The following is a 17,973-nucleotide window of genomic DNA, read 5'->3' as shown; positions in this document are numbered from 1 at the left end:
CGTTGGTTCGGTTCCCGTTCGGTTGCGGTGTCTCTCCGACGATGCGGATACTTCGGCCCAATCGATATTCCAGCGGGGCGACGGGCGAGAGGCCGGTTCCCTGGAGAAAACATGCCGATTCATTGACCCGTCTCTCGGCCTGCCTTACCATGCCGGAATGGAGTTCGCCGTCGCCGGGGCAACGAATGAGGTCGCCGTATGCCTGCTCGCAATTCTGTTCCGCTGCATCTGCGCCCCATGCAACGTGAACTGTCGGTAGCGACGGGCAGCCGGTTCTTGGACGCAGCCTTGGACGCCGGAATCAACTTGGATTTGCCTTGCGGGGGAGAAGGAGTCTGCGGTAAGTGCCGGGTGATCGTGCTCGAGGGAGCCCCGCCGCCGAACGAGGCGGAACGCGACAACTTGTCCGCGGAGGAGCTGAGCCGGGGCGTACGCCTGGCGTGTCAGTTGACGGTCGACGGCCCGATGGTGGTGGAAATCCCGGAGGATTCGCTCCTCAAGTCAACCCACCAGATTCTCACGGCGGTCGCCAGCTCCTCGCGGTCGGAGGGACGCTGCCCCGTACGGAAAGTGTTTGGGACTTCGCACAAGGCCGGCGGCGACGGCCGACCCGGCGAGGCAGGGGCACCCCTTGCGGAACTGAGTTTCGCGGAGCAGTTGGCGGGCGCACCGATTCGGCGGTTGGCGGACGCGCGTCGCTTGCTCGGCGAAATCCGGGCCGTCGGCGACGAAGCCACCGCCGTGGTGGTGGAAGATCGTCTTGCGGCGATCGAGCCGGGCGACACCCGCCGCACCACCTTCGGCTTGGCCGTCGATTTGGGAACGACCACGCTGGTTGCTTCCCTGGTCGATCTGAACGGGGGCGAGGAGTTCGCGGTCAGCGCTCGGCTCAATCCGCAAATCCAGTTCGGCGAAGATGTGGTTTCCCGCATCCAAACGGCCGTGGAGCGCGAGGACGGCCTCCGCCGTTTGCAAGGGGTTTTGAGGGACGCGCTCAACGAAATGATTCGTGAAGTCGCGACGAAGAACGGGATAACCGGAGATCGCATCTATGCCGCGGCCGTCAGCGGTAATACGACGATGCAGCACTTGTTTTGCGGGTTGGATCCCTCTTCGCTGGGGCGCTATCCCTTCATGCCCGTCTTGCGGCACGGGCTGTCCGTGGATGCCGCCGAGTTGGGGTTGGAAATCCATCCGGCCGGGCAGGTTTACGTCATGCCGGTGATCGGCGGTTTTGTGGGCGGGGATACGGCGGGTGGGATTTTGGCCACGGGAATGCTTGCGGGAGAGTCGCCGGCGATCCTCGTGGACATCGGCACCAACGGTGAGATCGTGCTATTTGCCGGAGGTCGTCTCCGGGCGGCGGCGACGGCGGCGGGACCCGCGTTTGAAGGCGCCAGGATTCTCCACGGCATGCGGGCAGCCGAAGGCGCGATCGAACGGGTGATCTGGAATCCCGCCGCGCGAGACATTGCGTGCCAGGTCATCGGCGGCGGTGCGCCGCGCGGCCTGTGCGGGTCGGCGCTCATCGATCTTCTGGCGATTCTATTGGAGGCCGACGTCTTACGTCCTGACGGCCGATTGGCGGGCGATCCCGGTTCGCGCGGCGACTTGTCTCCGAGTTTCCTCGAGCGGATCACATCGTTCGAAGGTCAACCGGCTTTCGTGGTCAGTTGGGATTCACAACGCGGTCCGGGCGTGCCGATCGTTCTCACCCAGAGGGATATCCGGCAGTTGCAACTGGCTTCCGGGGCGATTCGGGCGGGCATCACCGTCCTGCTCAAACAGGCGGGCATCGGTGCCGGTGATCTTCAGGCGGTATATGTGGCGGGCGGTTTCGGGAACTACATCCGCCGACGCAATGCCCAGCGGATCGGTTTGTTTCCCAGCGATATTCCGCGAGATCGGATCTTGTACCGCGGGAATACGTCGTTGCTGGGAGCGAGGATGACGCTCCTGTCGCTAGATGCCAGGGAGGAGGTAGAGAGTATTGCCGAACGGACCGAGCACGTGGATCTGTCGCTGGATCCCGACTTCCGCTGGGCTTTCGCCGAAGCGATGATCTTCCCTCAGCCGCAGACCCCCGCCGGCTCCGGTTCGTAAAGCACACGTTCTTAAAGCACTCGCTCTCGCCGCCGCTCCCGATGGTGCGGTCCGGTAACCGGGAGCGGCGTTCGCAGAGGCTGTCAGTTCAAGAAGCGACAGCGAGGAGCGTCGGTCTGGTCAGTGCCCGCCGCAGCCCGGGCAACCGCCGCCGCGCGGATAGTTGGGATTATCGATCACAAATCCGTTGCCCATCGGACCGCTCATGAAGTCGATCACCGTGCCGTCCAAATGCAGGGCGTATTTTTTTCGCGTGACCAAGGGCACGCCGTTGCAATCATAGCGGGCGTCGAGCTTGCTATCGTACTCCGTATCGAAGCCCAGCGTGTATTGAAGGCCGGAGCAACCTCCGCCATTGATCCCCATCCGTAGGACGGTTCCTTCTTCGATATTCTGTTGTTCGAAAATACGTTTGATTTCCGATGCGGCGGTGGGAGTTAAAGACACTGCCATACGTTGGATACCTCCGAGGCTTCTTACTAAACACGTAAGCTGGTTAAACCCGCAATCTGGGACCGTAGACTGTTTCGGCTGTTTCCATCCGTTCCCCGACCGACGTCGCTGCGCCGGTCGGACCGGCCGGATGCTTCCGCGATCAATTCTTATGGTACGCAACGACCGATGGCGGGCCAAGTCTCGATTAGCGGTTTGTGCCGGACTCGCGTCGGAGATCCGCCTCCTTCGCCGCTACGCGGTATAGCCGGACGGCTCCTTTACTGCGACAATGAAGGGTGAGCTTGGCGAGGTCGATTCGGATCTGTCCGGCGGGATCGGGAATCATGGAATTCGAGCTAATCGAGCGATTGAGGCAGCGGACTCCCGCGTACCCTTGCGTCCGCCTGGGTATTGGGGATGACGCCGCGATTTTGGACCTGGCCGGTCAGCACGGCGTCGTAACCGTGGACGTCTTGATGGACGGCGTGGACTTTATGTTGTCCGAGATTCCGCCGGAAAAGGCCGGACGCAAGGCCCTGGCCGTCAATTTGAGCGACTTGGCCGCGATGGCCGCTTCACCCAAGGCCTGTTTGGTGGGCATGGTCTTGCCGCGTAAGGGGGGGGCGAAGCTTGCGGAAAAGGTCTATGAAGGCATCTTGAGCCTTGCTCGAGAATATCAGGTCGGCGTTGCGGGCGGGGATACCAATAGCTGGGACGGTCCGATGGTCCTCAGCGTGACGGCCATTGGGACACCGCCGCCGTTTGGAGGAATTCGGCGACGCGGTGCGAAACCGGGTGATCGCATCATCGTTACGGGTGAGTTCGGCGGATCCATTCTCGGGAAGCACTTGGATTTCGAGCCGCGAGTTTGGGAGGCCGTCTACCTGTACCGGGCGTACGAGATACACGCGGGGATCGACGTCAGCGACGGCCTTGCAGCGGACCTGGCACACATTTTGGTGGAGAGCCAATGCGGAGCGGTGATTCGCGCCGAGAAAGTCCCGATCTCCAAAGCGGCGCAGGACTTGGCGAAGACGTCGCGCAAGGGCGGGAAGGCCTTGGATCGCGCCTTGCACGACGGGGAGGACTTCGAATTAATCTTGGCGGTGCCGCCGAGCGAGGCCGAACGCATGCTCCATGACCAGCCGCTCTCCGTCCCGCTGACCGATATTGGGGAGTTCGTCGAGGAGAAAGGGCTTTGGCTGGAAGCGGGCCAGAAGCGCACGGTCTTGGAACCGAAAGGTTTCGTGCACGTACTCACATGAAGAGCCGGTGATCTTGAAAAGCGACGATGTCAGAGATGATGGGAAAAGCTTGCGATCCACCCCTTGTGACCGAGGCGGTATTCGTCACTCTCGGCGAGCAAGACACCCGAAAGCTGGGACGCGAATTGGCACGGTTGTTGCCCGATCCGGCAGTGGTCGCCCTGATGGGCACGCTGGGTTCGGGGAAGACTCGGTTTGTGCAAGGTTTGGCCGAGGGGTGCGGCTGTGATCCGCGATCAGTCACGAGTCCGACGTTCGTTTTGGTCCAGGAATACCCCGGCCGGCGGCCGCTGTACCACTTCGATGTGTACCGCCTGAAAGACGCAAGCGAGTTTATCGGTTTGGGGACGGAGGAGTATTTCGCTAGATCAGGGGTCTGCGCAATCGAATGGGCAGATCGGGTAATTGATTGCATCCCACCGGAGAGGGTGGACGTTTTCATCGAGATACGGGATACGGAAAGCCGTACGGTTCGAGTCGTCGCTTGCCACCCCCGGTACGCGGCGAGTGTGAGGGCCTTGCGTCTGCAAGATTCTTGATGATTTTTCGTATCATCCGCCTTGCGTAGCGGTTAGGCACGCGACCCCTTCTTTTGGCCGGGTTTGAAGGGAAATAGTCTGGACGGTAAACGTTCAATGCGGCTGACAAGACCCTCCGATACAGTAAAAGTGGATTGTATTGCCCCTGCGTGAACAGGCGCGACGGAACTGTTTCGCGCGACGAGGGTTTACAAAATGGGGAGGTTGCGGGCGCTGATATTGTCGGCGTGACGTTTCTTCGCCGCTCAATTTGCGATAGGAGCCGCTCGCCATGCGGTTGTACGAATGGGTTCAAAGCAGGCTGGTGTCCGGCGCGGCCCTGGGCGCGGTATGCGTTTTCTTGTCGGCCGAGCCGGGGTTTGCGCAACTCAGCAGCAATCTCGGCGGTTTGAGTTCCAACCTTTCGACACAAAGCAGTTCTCGGTTTTCCGGCAGCTCCGGTCGTACTTCCACAACCCCGGGGCTGAACACGACGTCCGGACAATTCATGAACCTGGGGAACGTCAACACCGCGTCCCAAATGCTAGGTTCGACCACCAATCAGGGGTTTGTAGGGGCGGATAGTAGCGATATCAGCAACGTCATGAGTTTGCTGCAAGGGAATACCGGGCGGACCGGCACGCGGACCAGCACCGGCGGTATTTCATCATTCGGATTGAACACGCGGGGATTGAGCGGTCTGTCGGGCAATCGGAACCGCACCATGACATCGCGAGCCCGAACAGGTCGGAATCAGCAGGACCCGATCCGGAGTGCATTGAGGATCGGGTTCGATGTTCCGCAACTGGAAGCCGGTAGCGGTGAGATCGAGCCGGCGGCCGTCGCCGCCAAGAGTTTCACATCTGCCGTCTCTCGAATGCCGGGCGCGGCCGTGGAAATCAGCGTGCAAGGCCGAACGGCGGTGCTTCAAGGGACCGTCCCATCCGATCGGGAGCGATTGCTGGCGGAGCGGCTGGCCCTCCTGGAGCCGGGAATTGAGCGGGTCGAAAACCGCTTGACGGTTGCTGTGCCGGCTCCCTAATCATTTGCCCCGGGGTCGGCGGAATTTCTGCGGCGCCGGTCGGACTTGCCCAGCCCCAGTTCGATCCGTTCGGATCGGCCGTGGCTTCCGCCGTCGACTCCATGCGGATGCGTGAAGGAGCGGCGGCCTCTTCTTCCCGAAGCCGAACTGTTGTGGTTTCGCGCGAGTCGGCGCTCGTCTGCTTTGGATGGTTGGTTTGGGGAGCTTCGGTCGGCCCGCTCCCCGACCCATGACCCAAGCCTGTGCCGTTCCCGAGGCTGAGCGTCAGGGTGCGCATGCGCTGCGACTGCTCGCCATTGGCCTCCGCCAGGGAGTCACTCGCCGAGCGGACCGGGGCGGTCCCGCTCGAAGCTGCCTCGGGCCATGAGACGGCTTCGGTATAGGAAGTCTGCCGGACGGAGTTGCGCGGTCCTTGCATTTTGGGCGATGCATCGCCTTTCTGCGAACCGGCGTATGCGTCAGGGGAATATGGTTTGGGAGAAGCCAACCCTGGATTGGCCAAGCCGGGCAGGAAGACTCGGGCTTGTTCGCTGATGACCGACCCGCCCGTTTCCGGAATCAATCGGACCATGAGGCTGAGGCGTTGCGGTTCCGGGCTGAACTGATCCCAGGGGATCAGCACGCTGTACGACGGTCCCATATTCGATTCGGATTCCATCTGGGCCATCTGCTCGGCCGTGAAGACGAATTTGCGAATCGGTTTGAGGTTTTCCGGTGGAGGAAGGTCGTCGTCGAAGGCATAGACGACTAACGTCCCCTTCGCGCGGATGGAGCGCGTCATGTCTCGGGAATAGAACAGGAGGCGGCCTCCGAAACCACGGTAGGGAGGTCCGCCGCTCCGCTCGAGCACGGCGTCCGTCCAAAACGCGACTACCGAAACGGGCGGCCCTTCCGGCTCTTGCTGCCACGGGATATTGCGTCGCAGGTCGAATCGAGCGCAGCCCGACAAAATCGTGATGAAAACGGCCGCAGCCGGAATCAATCGCAGTTGGGGTTTTGATCGGATACTTTGTGCCGGCATACTCGTTCTTTCCGTTTCCAGGGGCCGTGAGGGGGCGGTCATTGTTCGTGCTCTCGATGTCACGGGTTGGATACGCCTCCCGGCAGGGTCGAAGACGGAAGCGGAGCGGGCGGAAACGCCTGCTGGGAAACCGAGGGGGGCGGCTCGTCCACGAAGAACGCGTTGCTCGAATCCAGGGTAGGTTCGTGCCAAGCGGGCTGATTCCCGACGGGAGTTTCAGCCGCGGCGGCGGGATGAGCCGGCGCCCGGCCGGGCATCAGACGGGACGAGCCTGGCGACGACTCCGGCCGGAAAGGCGTCGAGTTGCTCGGCCCGCCGTTGGGAGTCTGTGGATTAGGGACGGGGACCAATTCCGGCGCGGCGTATCCCGGCGGCGAGGGAAGGGACATCTCTTGCGGCACACCTTGACCGGCGGCGGGAGCAGGTGCCGGCGTCGGAACGCCGTTGACGATATCCGGCTCGAAGGCCGCCACGTCGGCCAGGCACCAGTGCATGCGGGCGGCTTCGATTTGACGGATCCGTTCCACGTCGCTCTCCGACCGGACCACGTGCGGCGTGAGCACGATGAGAAGCTCCGTTCGGATGCAATCCTCGGCATCGTAGCGGAACAAGTGTTTGAGGATGGGGAAGTCGCTCAAACCCGGGATCCGACGATTCGTGCTAGTGACGCTCTTCGTGATCAAGCCGCCCAGGATGATCGTTTGGCCGTCCGCCGCGCTGACCGTGGTTTGGGCACGGGTCGTGTTGATTCGAGGTGAGCGGATGACTTGACCGGATGCCGAAACCGAGATCGGAATGCCTTCGGATTCGGGACCGACGTCCGATTTCTCGGCGTTGATCTCCATCACGACTTGGCCGTCCGGGCTGATGCGGGGTCGCACCAGCAAGATCAAACCCGTGTTCGTGAAACTGACGCTGTTGACCTGCGTATTCTGCGTAACCGAAGTTCCGGTGATGGTGGGGACTTGCTGACCGACTTGGATGAAGGCGGCCTGATTGTCCAGGGCCATGACTTGCGGTCGGCTGAGCACGTCCAGACGCCGCTTTTGTTGCAAGGCACGGATCAACACGCTGACCGACTCGCTGGATGCCGACAGGACCATGCCGCCGAAGCCCAGCGTGGAGTTGCCGCGACCCACGCCGAAATTGGAGATCGCTTGTGCTCCTACGATGTCGGGCCCCGGAGCGGTGGTATTGTTGCCCAGCGGGCCGGTGGAGTTGAACAGGAATCCCGGCACGCCCGCCACGCTCCGATTGAAGAGCACCGAATCCTGGATGCCCAGTTCGATGCCGAACTCATCGTTGTCGGTCAATTGCACCTCGCCGATGAGAACCTGAATCAGCACCATGGGAGGGCGTTCATCCAAGTCCTCCACGATTCTTACGATCTCGTCGAAATACTGGGGCGTCGCGCTGACGATCAGGCTGTTGCTGACCGGTTCCGGGACGACGACGACCTCCTTGCTGACGAACTCGAAGGTGCTCAAGATATCCGGGTTCAACTGCCGGACTTGCCGCTCGTTCGTCAAGTAGTTGTTGATGGCCGTCGCGACGTCATTGGCGGGGGAGTTCTTCAGGCGGAAGACCCGCGTGGTGCGTTCCTGGATCTCCGATTCGTCGAGCCGGAGGAGAATGGCCTCGACGACGGTCAAGTCGCCTGCCGAGCCGGTGGCGATGATGCTATTGGTGCGAGGATCGACGGCGAACCGCAAGGGGATCAACGAGCTTTCGCCCTCTTGAGCGCCGGTCCGAAAGGCCGGCTGTTGCGTCGCCGCTTGGGTCGTGATTTGGCCGAACAGCGATTGCAGCATGTCGGCCAAGGTCTGCGCGTCGCCGTGGACGATGGTGAAGACCTTCACTTGGGCCTCGGCGGAGGGGAGTCGATCCAGTTCGCTGACCAAGGCCTCCATGAGGGGCATGCTGTCGGCGGGGGCCGTGACGATCACGGCGTTGGCCCGAGTGTCGGCGGTGATGCGGACGTCCGTGAGAATGCCCGACTCCAGCAGCTTGCGGCCTTCGGCGTCCAGCGTCAGAAATCGTAGCCGTGTGGACCGAAGCTCATTGGTCTGCTGCCCTGCCGCTCCGCTCGGAGCCGTGGTTACTTGTCCGATGGCGGTTTGCCGGAGCGCGCCTTGACCCCCGAATTGATTCGTGATCGCTTGCTGGAGCACGGTGGCTAGCTCCGTTGCCAAAGAGTTCTTGAGGGTAAAGACGCGAATTTCGTTGATGGCCTCTGCGGAGGGGACGTCCAACCGCTCGATCATCGCGGCCACCTCCTGCATATCGCGCGGGGCGGCTTGCACGATCAGCGAGTTCGTGCGGAAGTCCGACGTCACTTGGACTTGCGTTCCCAGGCCGGAGCGGTCTTGGTAGAAGGTGGTCAGGCGTTGCTCCATGGCCGTGGCGGAGGCGTGCCGCAGCGGAAATACCCGGAATTCCGTTTCCGGAGAGACCGGCTTGTCCAGTTTCCAGATCAGCTCCAGCACGGTCCGGACGCTCTCTTGGCGGCCGACCAACAGGACCGCGTTGGGCTTGACGAGCGGCGTCATGCTGACGGTCCCGCGGCGTGTGGCGAAGACCTGCTGGTAGACTTGGCTCACGATGGTGATAAGGGATTGACAATCGACGTGCTGAATGGGGACGACTCGGATTTCCGGCTCCGTCTCCGTGCTCAGTTGCTCGATTTGTCGGATGATCTGCATCACGCGTTCGACGTCGCGACGGTTGCCGCGGACGACGAGGACGTCCAGTCCCTCCAGGAACTCGATCTGGACGGGGCCGATCAGACCGCCTTCCCCGGCCGTGCCCGTTCCGGGTTGTCCTTCGCCGGGGGCCGCTTCCTGGCCGTTTTCTCCCGGTTGCGAAGGCTCCGGTTGGGCTGCATCGATGTTTTGCGTATCCGCCTCGATTGCTTGGGCAAGCCGAAGACGGGGCCGGTTTTCCGACGCGGCATTCGCGGACGGCGAGGCTCCCTCCGCGTTGGCCATGCGGACGGCCTCGGCGGCCCGCCGAGCGCTGTCTTCCGGAATGTTACTCAAGGAGGCCAGGCGGGTGGTAACTCCGGGTGCCGTTGCAGGCGAGTCCAGCGCCGCAATCAATTGCCGAAATGCGGGCATGGCCCAGCTTGGTCCGCTTGCCCGAATCGTGTCGGCCGTGCGATTCACTTGGAATTGCAGCGTTTCCCCCGATCGCAAGGTAATGCGGTATTGTGCAAGCGAACCGCCGGTCGCAGCCGTTTCCAAGCGGGTCCCGAGCATCTGTTGAAGTTGGTTTTCCATGGCGGCAGCCGGGATGTTCCGCAACCGAATTTCATCAGCCTGGGCGGGTAGCCCTGGGGAAGGAGCGGGGGACGCCATGCCGGCCGCCACGGTCGGCGCAGATCTCGACGGATCGGCCAGGAAGCGAGCGGCCGCCGCCTGAACGTCCGCCGGTGCCACGACCAAAATCTGCGAAGTTCGGGCGTCAGTGATGATCTTCACTCGAGGATCGTTTCCAAATCGCGCTTGGAGGGCGGCCGCGGTCGATTCCAGCGTTTGCGGCGGCTGCTGAAACGTCTTGACCTCCAAGGTTTGAGGCGACGGGAGGGCAGTATTACCGGTAGGCGGGGGGGGCAGCGCGGGGCGATCGAGTGCACGCAGGGCGTCCGCCGCCACCTGCTGCGCGGCGTCACCACCGCCGATCAAGACGCGGTTGCCCGATTCGTCAGCGATAACCTCGGCGCCGGGGGGGAGAACTGCTTGCAATGCGGACACCGCCTGGCTCGGTGGGACGTGTTCCAGACGATAGGCGCGAAAAGCGGTATCCTCGGCTGCGGCGACCGGGGCCGCCAGGGCCGCGAACAGCAAGACAAGAAGCTTCCCAGTCGGAGTGGACGGGCGCGCTCGGTGGGATGTGGCATCGGCTCGTTGGGTCATTGGGACGATCTCGCCTGGAAAACGATGGTTTCTAGTCCTTGAACCATTCTCTTCGTGCAGAAATACTCTGCGCCACACGCACAGCCCGCGCGATCAGAAGAATCGGCAAACTTTCGCCATTCCTCCAGGAAAACTCCGCAATCGGGGCATCGCGTGGGAGGGATCGCCCAATTCAGTGACCGGAAATCGGGGACTGCAGGAGGCGCAAGATTGGCCGGCTACGTGTCCAATTGGTGCGAATAACAGGGCGGATAGGTGAAAAGTGCTGTTTGAGTCAGCGGGGGCGACGGAGGTGAGCCGGTTTCCGCTCTGCCCGGAGTTGCTCTTGCCAATCCCGAACCTTGTCGAAAAGCATCAGCGGCGTGTACTGGGTCAAATCCAAATCGCGAATCTCCTCCACGATCGGGTGGTCTACCGCCTCGAAGAATGTCAATTGGACCTCGCGCGCCGGCTGAGCTTTGGCCTGGTCCGGAACGACGGAAAGAGGCGTGAGTTGGTGTTCGTCCTCGAGCTGGGCCAAGATCTCCTTTGCCCGGTCGATGACGACGCGTGGCACACCGGCCAGCCGGGCGACGTGGATGCCGTAGCTCTTGTCCGCCGCCCCCGGCACGATCTTGTGCAGGAAAACGACCTCGTCGCGCCATTCCCGGACCGCCACGTTGAAGTTCCGCAATCCGGGCAGAACTTCAGCCAGATCCGTCAATTCGTGGTAATGTGTCGCGAAGAGCGTTCGGCAGCCGACCCGCTGGTGCAGATATTCCACGGTGGCCCAGGCCAAGGAAATGCCGTCGTAGGTACTGGTTCCTCGGCCGATCTCGTCGAGGATCACGAGGCTTCGGGGGGTGGCCGTGTTGAGAATTCGCGCCGTCTCGATCATCTCCACCATGAACGTGCTGCGTCCACGGGAAAGCTCATCGCCGGCGCCGACTCGGGCGTGGATGCGATCGGCAATCCCGATCACGGCACTCTTGGCCGGGATAAAGCTGCCGATTTGGGACATGAGAACAAGAAGAGCGGTCTGGCGAATGTAGGTGCTTTTGCCGGCCATATTGGGACCGGTAATCAGCAGAATGGTGCCGTCCTCTCCGCCGCAACGTGTGTCGTTGGGGATGAAAGTCCCCTCCGGCTGCGTGATATCCAGGACGGGGTGTCGCCCCTCGATGATCTGGAGGACCGGCTCCTCGGTCAGCTCCGGGCGGCAATAGTTGCGGTGACGGGCCAGGTCCGCCAAGCCTGCGAGAGCGTCGAGGTCTGCTACGGCCGAGGCCGTTTCGCGGATACGGGCGTGGAACTCCGTGACGCGTCGGCGGAGCTGGAGAAACAGTTCATATTCCAGGGCCTTGGCCTGTTCGTCCGCCTTCAAGACTTTGTCTTCATATTCCTTCAGCTCGGGCGTGATGAAGCGCTCGGCGTTTTTCAGCGTCTGCTTGCGGATGTAGTCGGCGGGAATCTTGTCTTGATGGGCTTGGGTGACCTCGATGTAATACCCGAACACCTTGTTGTATCCCACCTTCAGCGTAGGGATGCCGGTCCGTTGGATTTCCTTGGCTTGATATGCGGCGATCCACTGTTTGCCGCCTTGGGCCAGCGACCGCCATTCATCCAAGTCGGGGTGGTAGCCGTCGCGAATCAGGCCGCCCTCGGTGGCGCTCAAGGGACAAGGATCCGCCAGAGCTTCCGACAATTCCTCCTGCAACTCGCGGCAAGGATCCAGCCGAGCCTCGATTTCGCCCAACAGGGGGCAAACAGCATCGGCGAGGAGCTGTTTCAAGGGCGCGATTCGGGCGAGCGTCTTGGCCACGAAGACGAGGTCGCGGGGGCTACAGCGTCCGGTGGTGATGCGGGCCAAGAGGCGCTCCAGGTCGTGCACCGTGCGGAGCTCATCACGAGCGGTCTCCAAGACGTCGGGCCGGCGCAACAGCTCGGCCAAGGCGTCGTGCCGCCGGGTAATGGCCTCCAACTGCATGAGGGGCGAGGCCAGCCATTCCGAAAGCCGGCGCGAACCCATGGCGGTGACCGCCCGATCCAGCACCCACAACAGCGATCCTTCCCGGCGTCCGTCGCGGAGTGTGCGGTGGACTTCCAAGCTGCGACGTGCCGCCTCGTCCAGCTCCAAGTAAGTCCCGCTTTGAAACCGCTGAAGGCGGTCGATGTGCGCGAGAGAAGTCCGCTGGGTCTCCTGGAGGTAGTCGAGGATCGCCCCGGCCGCGCCCGCTGCGAGCATGTCCTCCGCGGTGTCGGTAAAGCCGAAACCCTCCAAACCGCGAGTTCCGAAGTGTTTTTCCAAAAGGGGCAGCGCGCGCGGGGCGGCGAACGCCCAGCCGGGACGTTTGGTCACCAGGGTTCCCTCGCAGGTTTCACCGATCAGCCGGTCGTCCTCTTCGCGGACGAGGCACTCGGCCGGGGAGATACGTGCCAGCGCGTCCGGAAACTGGGAACGGGGAAAAGTCCCCGCCTGAAAGCGTCCCGTGGAGAGGTCCACCCAAGCCAACCCGACGGGATCGTCCCCCACGGCGGCAGCCAAGTAGTTCGGTTCCCTGGGATCGAGCAGGGCCTCGTCGGTCAGGGTTCCCGCCGTGACGATGCGCGTGATATCCCGCTTAACCAAGCCCTTGGCCTGCCGCGGATCTTCGACCTGATCGCACACGGCCACGCGATAGCCGGCCCGAATCAGCTTGGCCAGGTAGGACTCCAACTGGTGGTGCGGGAAACCGGCCATGGGCGTGCCGTTTTCCCCTTTGTCCCGGCTGGTCAAAGCCAGATTGAGCGTTTTCGCGGCGATCCGGGCGTCCTCGAAGAACAGTTCGTAGAAGTCGCCCATGCGAAACAGAAGGACGGCGTCGGGGCACGCCTTCTTGGCCTCCAGGTACTGCCGCATCATGGGAGTCAGGGCTTCGCTCATGAAGTCCATGCTAGCAGCCGCGGCGGCAGCCTCAAGGGGAGTCCGAACGTCGCCGAACGGCGACAAGAGCCGTCGGAGTTGGGGGAAGGGGCCGCCTCTAACCGGCGGAGCGGACGCCGTGACGGAGCGGCCCGGATACCCGAGCGTCGGTCGCGCATCAGGCCCGTGCCGCGAGTTCCCCCGCTATTGGATGAGCCGTTCTTCTTCTTGGTTCACGGCAACCGTGATTTCGCCCATGTCTTCCAGGCGGCGGATGATATCGACGATCTGCTGTTGCACCTGCTCCACGTTGGAAGCGCGTACCGGGCCGAGGTACTCCATCTCTTCTTGCAACAGCGTGGCGGCACGGCTCGACATATTCTTGAGGATTTTCTGCTTCAGCTCGTCGCTGGCGCCCTTCAAGGCCATGGCCCACTGCGAGTTTTCCACGTGCTTCAGCAGGGTTTGGATATCGCGATCGCTGAGCTTGGTAATGTCCTCGAAGACGAACATCAGGCGGCGGATTTCATCGACCAAGTCGGGGTCGTCCTGCGCGAGGCTCTCCAAAATGTGTTTGCCCGTGGCGCGGTCGATGACGTTCAAGATTTCGGCCACGGTGGGGACGCCGCCGGCGTTCTCAAAACGCTGGCTCATGACGCTGGACATCCGCGATTCCAAGCCGGCCTCGACCTCGTGGATGATGTCCGGGCTGGTCTGGCTCATGGTGGCAACGCGTTTGATGACCGAGACCTGCCTTTCGGGCGGCAGACCGCGGAGAATCTCCGAAGCGTGCTGCGGAGGGAGGTGCGACAGGATCAGGGCGATCGTCTGCGGGTGCTCGTCGATCAGGAACGTGAGCAGGTTTTGGCTGTCCACCTTCTGGAGGAAGGCGAAAGGGAGGGCCTCGATGGATTGCCGCACCGTCTCCAGCGTGGCGTTGGCGGCGCGGCCCAGGGCCTGCTCGATCAATTCCTTGGCGACGTCGAGTCCGCCTTTGCCGCCCGGCAATGAGGAGGGATTGGCCTGAGCGAATTCCCGGAGGGCCTGTTCCTGATCCTCCGCCGAGACCAGGCCCAAGCGTGCGATTTCGATCGTGACCGCCTCGACCTGCTTCGGCTCCAGCCGCGTCAATAGCTGCGTGGCCTGCTCGCGGGGCAGGCTCATCAACAGGATGGCGGCCTTGCGGATGTCTCCCGGCATATTTGGGCGGTTTCCCGGTAGTGGCACGCTAATTGTGGGATGGGCATGGCCGCCGGCGCACAGGCGGTGCGGTCGTGATACAGCGGCCCTATCTCCACCATCGGTATGCACTCCGTGCGGCTTGAAACGATGTTTCCCGCCGGTTGGAGCCGGAAAACCGCGTAAAATCTAACGCCGCAAAGCGTTATAAGGGCCGTGTAATCCTTACAATCGATTCGGGCGGTTCAAACCGCAGCTTGCTATCACAATTCGAAAATTTTGCCGTTTTGCGCAAAGCTCCGCTTGACGGCGTAAATTGGCATACTACGGTACCTTGGAAGGTGGTTCATGATGGAACGCAAGGAGTGTGGAAATCCGCCGGGCAGACGGAGGATCGGCTGCGTTGGCAAGGCATCCCGTTCGCGGATCTCTCTCCTTTTCTTGCCTATTCCTCCCACCATTCCCGCTAAAGCAAGCGGCCCGCGTGCGCCGCGGAGAGGCTTTTCCGAAGGGCGCTGTAATGCCGGCACCGTCGTCGGCTGCGCTTCCGGTAGTTTTCTTTTTTGTTTGTTGGAGGGATTTGGAGGTACCTGGCCATGAGACTTCAAACCAAGGTCGTCGCCACGAGTGTCGGGGGTATTGTCGTTACGGCAACCGCCATTGTCGGGCTGCTGTTTGCCAATAAGGGGCGATAGCGCGATCAGATCTCCACGGAAGTGACGGCCTTGGGGCAGGAATCCTGCAAGAGAATCGCGCTCGATGTGGAGCAGATGCTCAACGTCTATCACCGGTCGCTTTTGCAAGCACGGGGCAACTCCATGAAGTTGGCCGACGAACTGATCGCCCAAGACGGCGGAATTCGATTTCGGAATGAGACGGTGGCTTGGCAGGCGGTCAACCAGTTTACGAATGCTGCGCATTCCGTGGAGCTGCCCCAGGTGACGCTCGGGGAGACGCCGATCCACCCGAACACGGATCCGACCGTTCCGTCGCCGATTGTTGACAAAGTTCATGAGCTGACCGGGGCCAGATGCACGATCTTTCAACGCATGAATGCTCAAGGCGACATGCTGCGGATTTGCACCAATGTCCCTACGGCCGAAGGCAAACGCGCCATCGGTACTTACATACCGGCCGTCAATCCCGACGGCAAGCCGAATCCGGTGGTGACGGCGCTGCTCCGCGGCGAGACGTATACCGGCAAAGCCTTTGTCGTGAACGCTTGGTACATCACCACCTATAAACCGATTTTGGACGAAGGCCGGAATGTCGTGGGATGTCTGTATGTGGGCGTTCCGCGCGACGGTGTGGCGGAGCTGCGTCAAGGCATCATGAACATCAAGGTCGGCAAGTCGGGTTACGTATACGTGTTGCAGGGCAGCGGGGAGGAACGGGGGAAGTATGTCATCTCGCAACAAGGAAAGCGGGACGGTGAGAACATCTGGGACGCCAAGGACGCCGACGGTCGGTACTTCATTCGCACGATCGTGGAGTCCGCGTCGAAGCTCAAGCCCGGCGAATGCGCCGTGGAACGGTACGCCTGGAAAAGCGACGGCGACGCTCATGCCCGCTGGAAGGTGGCCGCCGTGACGTACTTCGAGCCGTGGGATTGGGTGATCGGCGCGGGGGCCTACGAAGATGACTTCCAAGACTCCTTGCAGCGTGTGGACGTCGCCATGAACGGCATGATGCTTTGGACCATGGGCGGAGGGTTCGCCGTTCTGGTTTTGTGCACGTTTGTGGCCGCATGGACGGCTCGCCGCACCGTGGCCGGCTTGCACCGGGCCGTCGATATGCTGAAGGACATAGCCCAAGGGGAAGGCGACCTGACCAAGCGATTGCAGATCGATAGCAAGGACGAGATCGGGGAGCTTGCCCATTGGTTCAACAACTTCATCCAGAAGTTGCGGGATATGATCCACCAAGTCATCGAGAGTGCCGAGCAATTCACGGAGGGCGCCAAGGTCGTGGCGGAAAGCTCCCAAACCGTGGCCCAGGGTGCTCAAGCTCAATCGGTGAGCGTGGAGGAGATGAGCGCGGCCATTGAGGAATTGAGCCGTTCCGTGGAGGCGGTGCGGGCATTGGCCGTCGAGGCGGACGAGCTTGCCCGAAAGAGCAGCCATTCCGCCAAAGAAGGCGGGGCCGCCGTCGACAAGTCGATCACCGCCATGAACGCCATTCGGGACAGCTCGAAGCGCATCGGCGACATCATTCAAGTGATCTCGGAGATTGCCGGGCAGACGAACCTGCTGGCTTTGAACGCCGCGATCGAGGCCGCCCGGGCCGGTGAACACGGGATGGGCTTTGCCGTAGTCGCCGATGAAGTCCGCAAATTGGCCGAACGGTCGAATCATGCCGCCCAAGAGATCGCTCAGTTGATTCGCGAATCTACTCGGCTGGTCGAAGAGGGAGCGGAATTGAGCGACGGCATGGGTGAGGCGTTGCGGGGCATTCTGCAAAGCGTGGAGGAAACGGCCGCGAAAATCGGCGTGATCGCCCAGAAGGCGGCCGATCAAAACTCGACGGCCCAAGAAGTCCGTCGCGCTATCGAGGGCATCGCCCTGGTGGCCGAACAGTCGGCCGCCGGCAGCGAGGAAATGGCTTCCAGCAGCCAAGAGTTGGGCGCGCAGGCCGACGCCTTGCGGCAGTTGGTGTCGGGCTTCAAGACGTGATGTCCGCCGGTCCAAACGATCGGCCGGGAAGCCGCGTGCCGGCGTCGCAAGGCTCCAAAGAGAGGAAGGCGGCACGGCGGCGCGCGGTTGCTCGAAAAAGGACGCCTCCCAATTTCGGGAAACGGTCTGGGACCCCGCGGGTGCGAGGTCCCAGACTCGTTTGTTTTCACGACCGTAACGAACGGCACGCCGGGAATCGAGCACCTCGGTCGTCATGCCGTCCCATATCATCGGAGGAATCCGGCCTATTTTCACTTTTCGGACTCGGCCGAGGCCGGCTCCAGCCGGGCGGCGAGTGCCCGGGCGGCCCTGACGACTTGATTGCGTTTTTCCGTCTTCACCGCTATACAATGGAATGAGGAGGCGGCAATCGGGCCGATTTCCACGCCTGCGCATACGAGACCGACGGGGCGCGCATGGACGATCCTTGGATCCTATTGACGGCCGTAGCGGCGACATCGCTCGCGATCGCCGGGGGCGTGCGGGCAGGTCATCGTTTGCTGGCGCGCGTTCGCTTTTCCGAGGCCCGCCGTCGTTTCCATCGGCACCGTGAAAGTCTCGAGGCCCGCTTCGCCATGGCCGTCGCCGCCGATATGGGACAGGACGATCCCGCGGCCTTCGAGTTCGACGACGAGGTGACCTACATTCGCGACCGCAGTTCCGGCGGCCTTACCGCGATCGTGGCAGTCTCGTTGGTTTGCCCGGAAGAATGGTTGCCGTGTGACGACGACGAGGTGAGGCGGCGAGCCGGGGTCGCCCTCTTTCGCTATGACGGCCTGGCGTGGACGCCGGAGAACCGACTCTTGCTCAATCTTACCCCGCGGGAGGCCGTGGACCGGTTGGCCGGTCGCGTTCAAGTCATCCATCGCGATCAACGCCGCAGGTCCGACTTGATGACGTGAGAGTTCCTCGTCCGCGCGGGCGGCCTTCGCGGGGCGCCGCC

Annotated in this window: 11 protein-coding genes; 6 read left to right on the top strand and 5 right to left on the bottom strand. The window is 62.3% G+C overall.

Annotation, left to right across the window (positions count from 1 at the left end; genetic code table 11):
* Positions 1-198 precede the first annotated feature (198 nt).
* Positions 199-2,103: an ASKHA domain-containing protein gene (locus ACZ5B4_RS08785; RefSeq protein WP_464910850.1), complete on the top strand. Its 1,905-nt coding sequence runs from the start codon at positions 199-201 to the stop codon at positions 2,101-2,103.
* Between the two features lie 120 nt (positions 2,104-2,223).
* Here the strand turns inward: ACZ5B4_RS08785 and ACZ5B4_RS08780 are convergent, their stop codons facing one another.
* The gene (locus tag ACZ5B4_RS08780; protein ID WP_464910849.1) at positions 2,224-2,556 is read right to left on the bottom strand and encodes a HesB/IscA family protein; all 333 of its coding nucleotides are present in this window, start codon (positions 2,554-2,556) and stop codon (positions 2,224-2,226) included.
* 326 nt (positions 2,557-2,882) lie between these two features.
* Between ACZ5B4_RS08780 and thiL the strand changes: the two genes are divergently transcribed.
* From thiL to ACZ5B4_RS08765, 3 genes are all read left to right on the top strand, one after another.
* Positions 2,883-3,803 carry a thiamine-phosphate kinase gene (gene thiL / locus ACZ5B4_RS08775; protein ID WP_464910848.1) on the top strand — a complete coding sequence of 307 codons (921 nt, stop codon included), beginning with the start codon at positions 2,883-2,885 and terminating at the stop codon, positions 3,801-3,803.
* 35 nt (positions 3,804-3,838) lie between these two features.
* On the top strand, positions 3,839-4,342 hold the full coding sequence (gene tsaE / locus ACZ5B4_RS08770; protein WP_464910847.1) for a tRNA (adenosine(37)-N6)-threonylcarbamoyltransferase complex ATPase subunit type 1 TsaE: 504 nt from the start codon (positions 3,839-3,841) through the stop codon (positions 4,340-4,342).
* A 271-nt stretch (positions 4,343-4,613) separates the two neighbouring features.
* Positions 4,614-5,363, top strand: coding sequence for a BON domain-containing protein (locus tag ACZ5B4_RS08765; RefSeq protein ID WP_464910846.1), 750 nt, complete (start codon positions 4,614-4,616; stop codon positions 5,361-5,363).
* A 1,080-nt stretch (positions 5,364-6,443) separates the two neighbouring features.
* On the opposite strand, the gene ACZ5B4_RS08760 is transcribed toward ACZ5B4_RS08765, so the two are convergent.
* The 4 genes from ACZ5B4_RS08760 to ACZ5B4_RS08745 form a co-directional block, all read right to left on the bottom strand.
* Entirely contained in the window at positions 6,444-10,298 is a 3,855-nt protein-coding gene (locus ACZ5B4_RS08760; RefSeq protein WP_464910845.1) for a secretin N-terminal domain-containing protein, read from the bottom strand.
* Between the two features lie 274 nt (positions 10,299-10,572).
* Positions 10,573-13,188 (bottom strand): DNA mismatch repair protein MutS, encoded by a 2,616-nt coding sequence (gene mutS, locus ACZ5B4_RS08755; RefSeq protein ID WP_464914009.1) that lies wholly within the window; start codon positions 13,186-13,188, stop codon positions 10,573-10,575.
* A 195-nt stretch (positions 13,189-13,383) separates the two neighbouring features.
* On the bottom strand, positions 13,384-14,379 hold the full coding sequence (fliG, locus tag ACZ5B4_RS08750; protein WP_464910844.1) for a flagellar motor switch protein FliG: 996 nt from the start codon (positions 14,377-14,379) through the stop codon (positions 13,384-13,386).
* Positions 14,380-14,621: 242 nt separating this feature from the next.
* Entirely contained in the window at positions 14,622-15,161 is a 540-nt protein-coding gene (locus ACZ5B4_RS08745; protein WP_464914044.1) for a hypothetical protein, read from the bottom strand.
* Between ACZ5B4_RS08745 and ACZ5B4_RS08740 the strand changes: the two genes are divergently transcribed.
* Positions 15,075-17,030, top strand: a complete 1,956-nt coding sequence (locus ACZ5B4_RS08740; RefSeq protein WP_464910843.1) for a methyl-accepting chemotaxis protein — start codon at positions 15,075-15,077, stop codon at positions 17,028-17,030. The two genes, ACZ5B4_RS08745 and ACZ5B4_RS08740, sit on opposite strands and share 87 nt — an antisense overlap.
* 416 nt (positions 17,031-17,446) lie before the next feature.
* A complete protein-coding gene (locus tag ACZ5B4_RS08735) occupies positions 17,447-17,932 on the top strand; it encodes a hypothetical protein (RefSeq protein ID WP_464910842.1) in 486 nt (161 codons plus the stop codon).
* Positions 17,933-17,973 lie beyond the last annotated feature (41 nt).

Source organism: Thermogutta hypogea, assembly GCF_055386265.1.
Note: the sequence above shows the minus strand (reverse complement) of the source record. Positions and strands in the feature narration are given on the sequence as shown.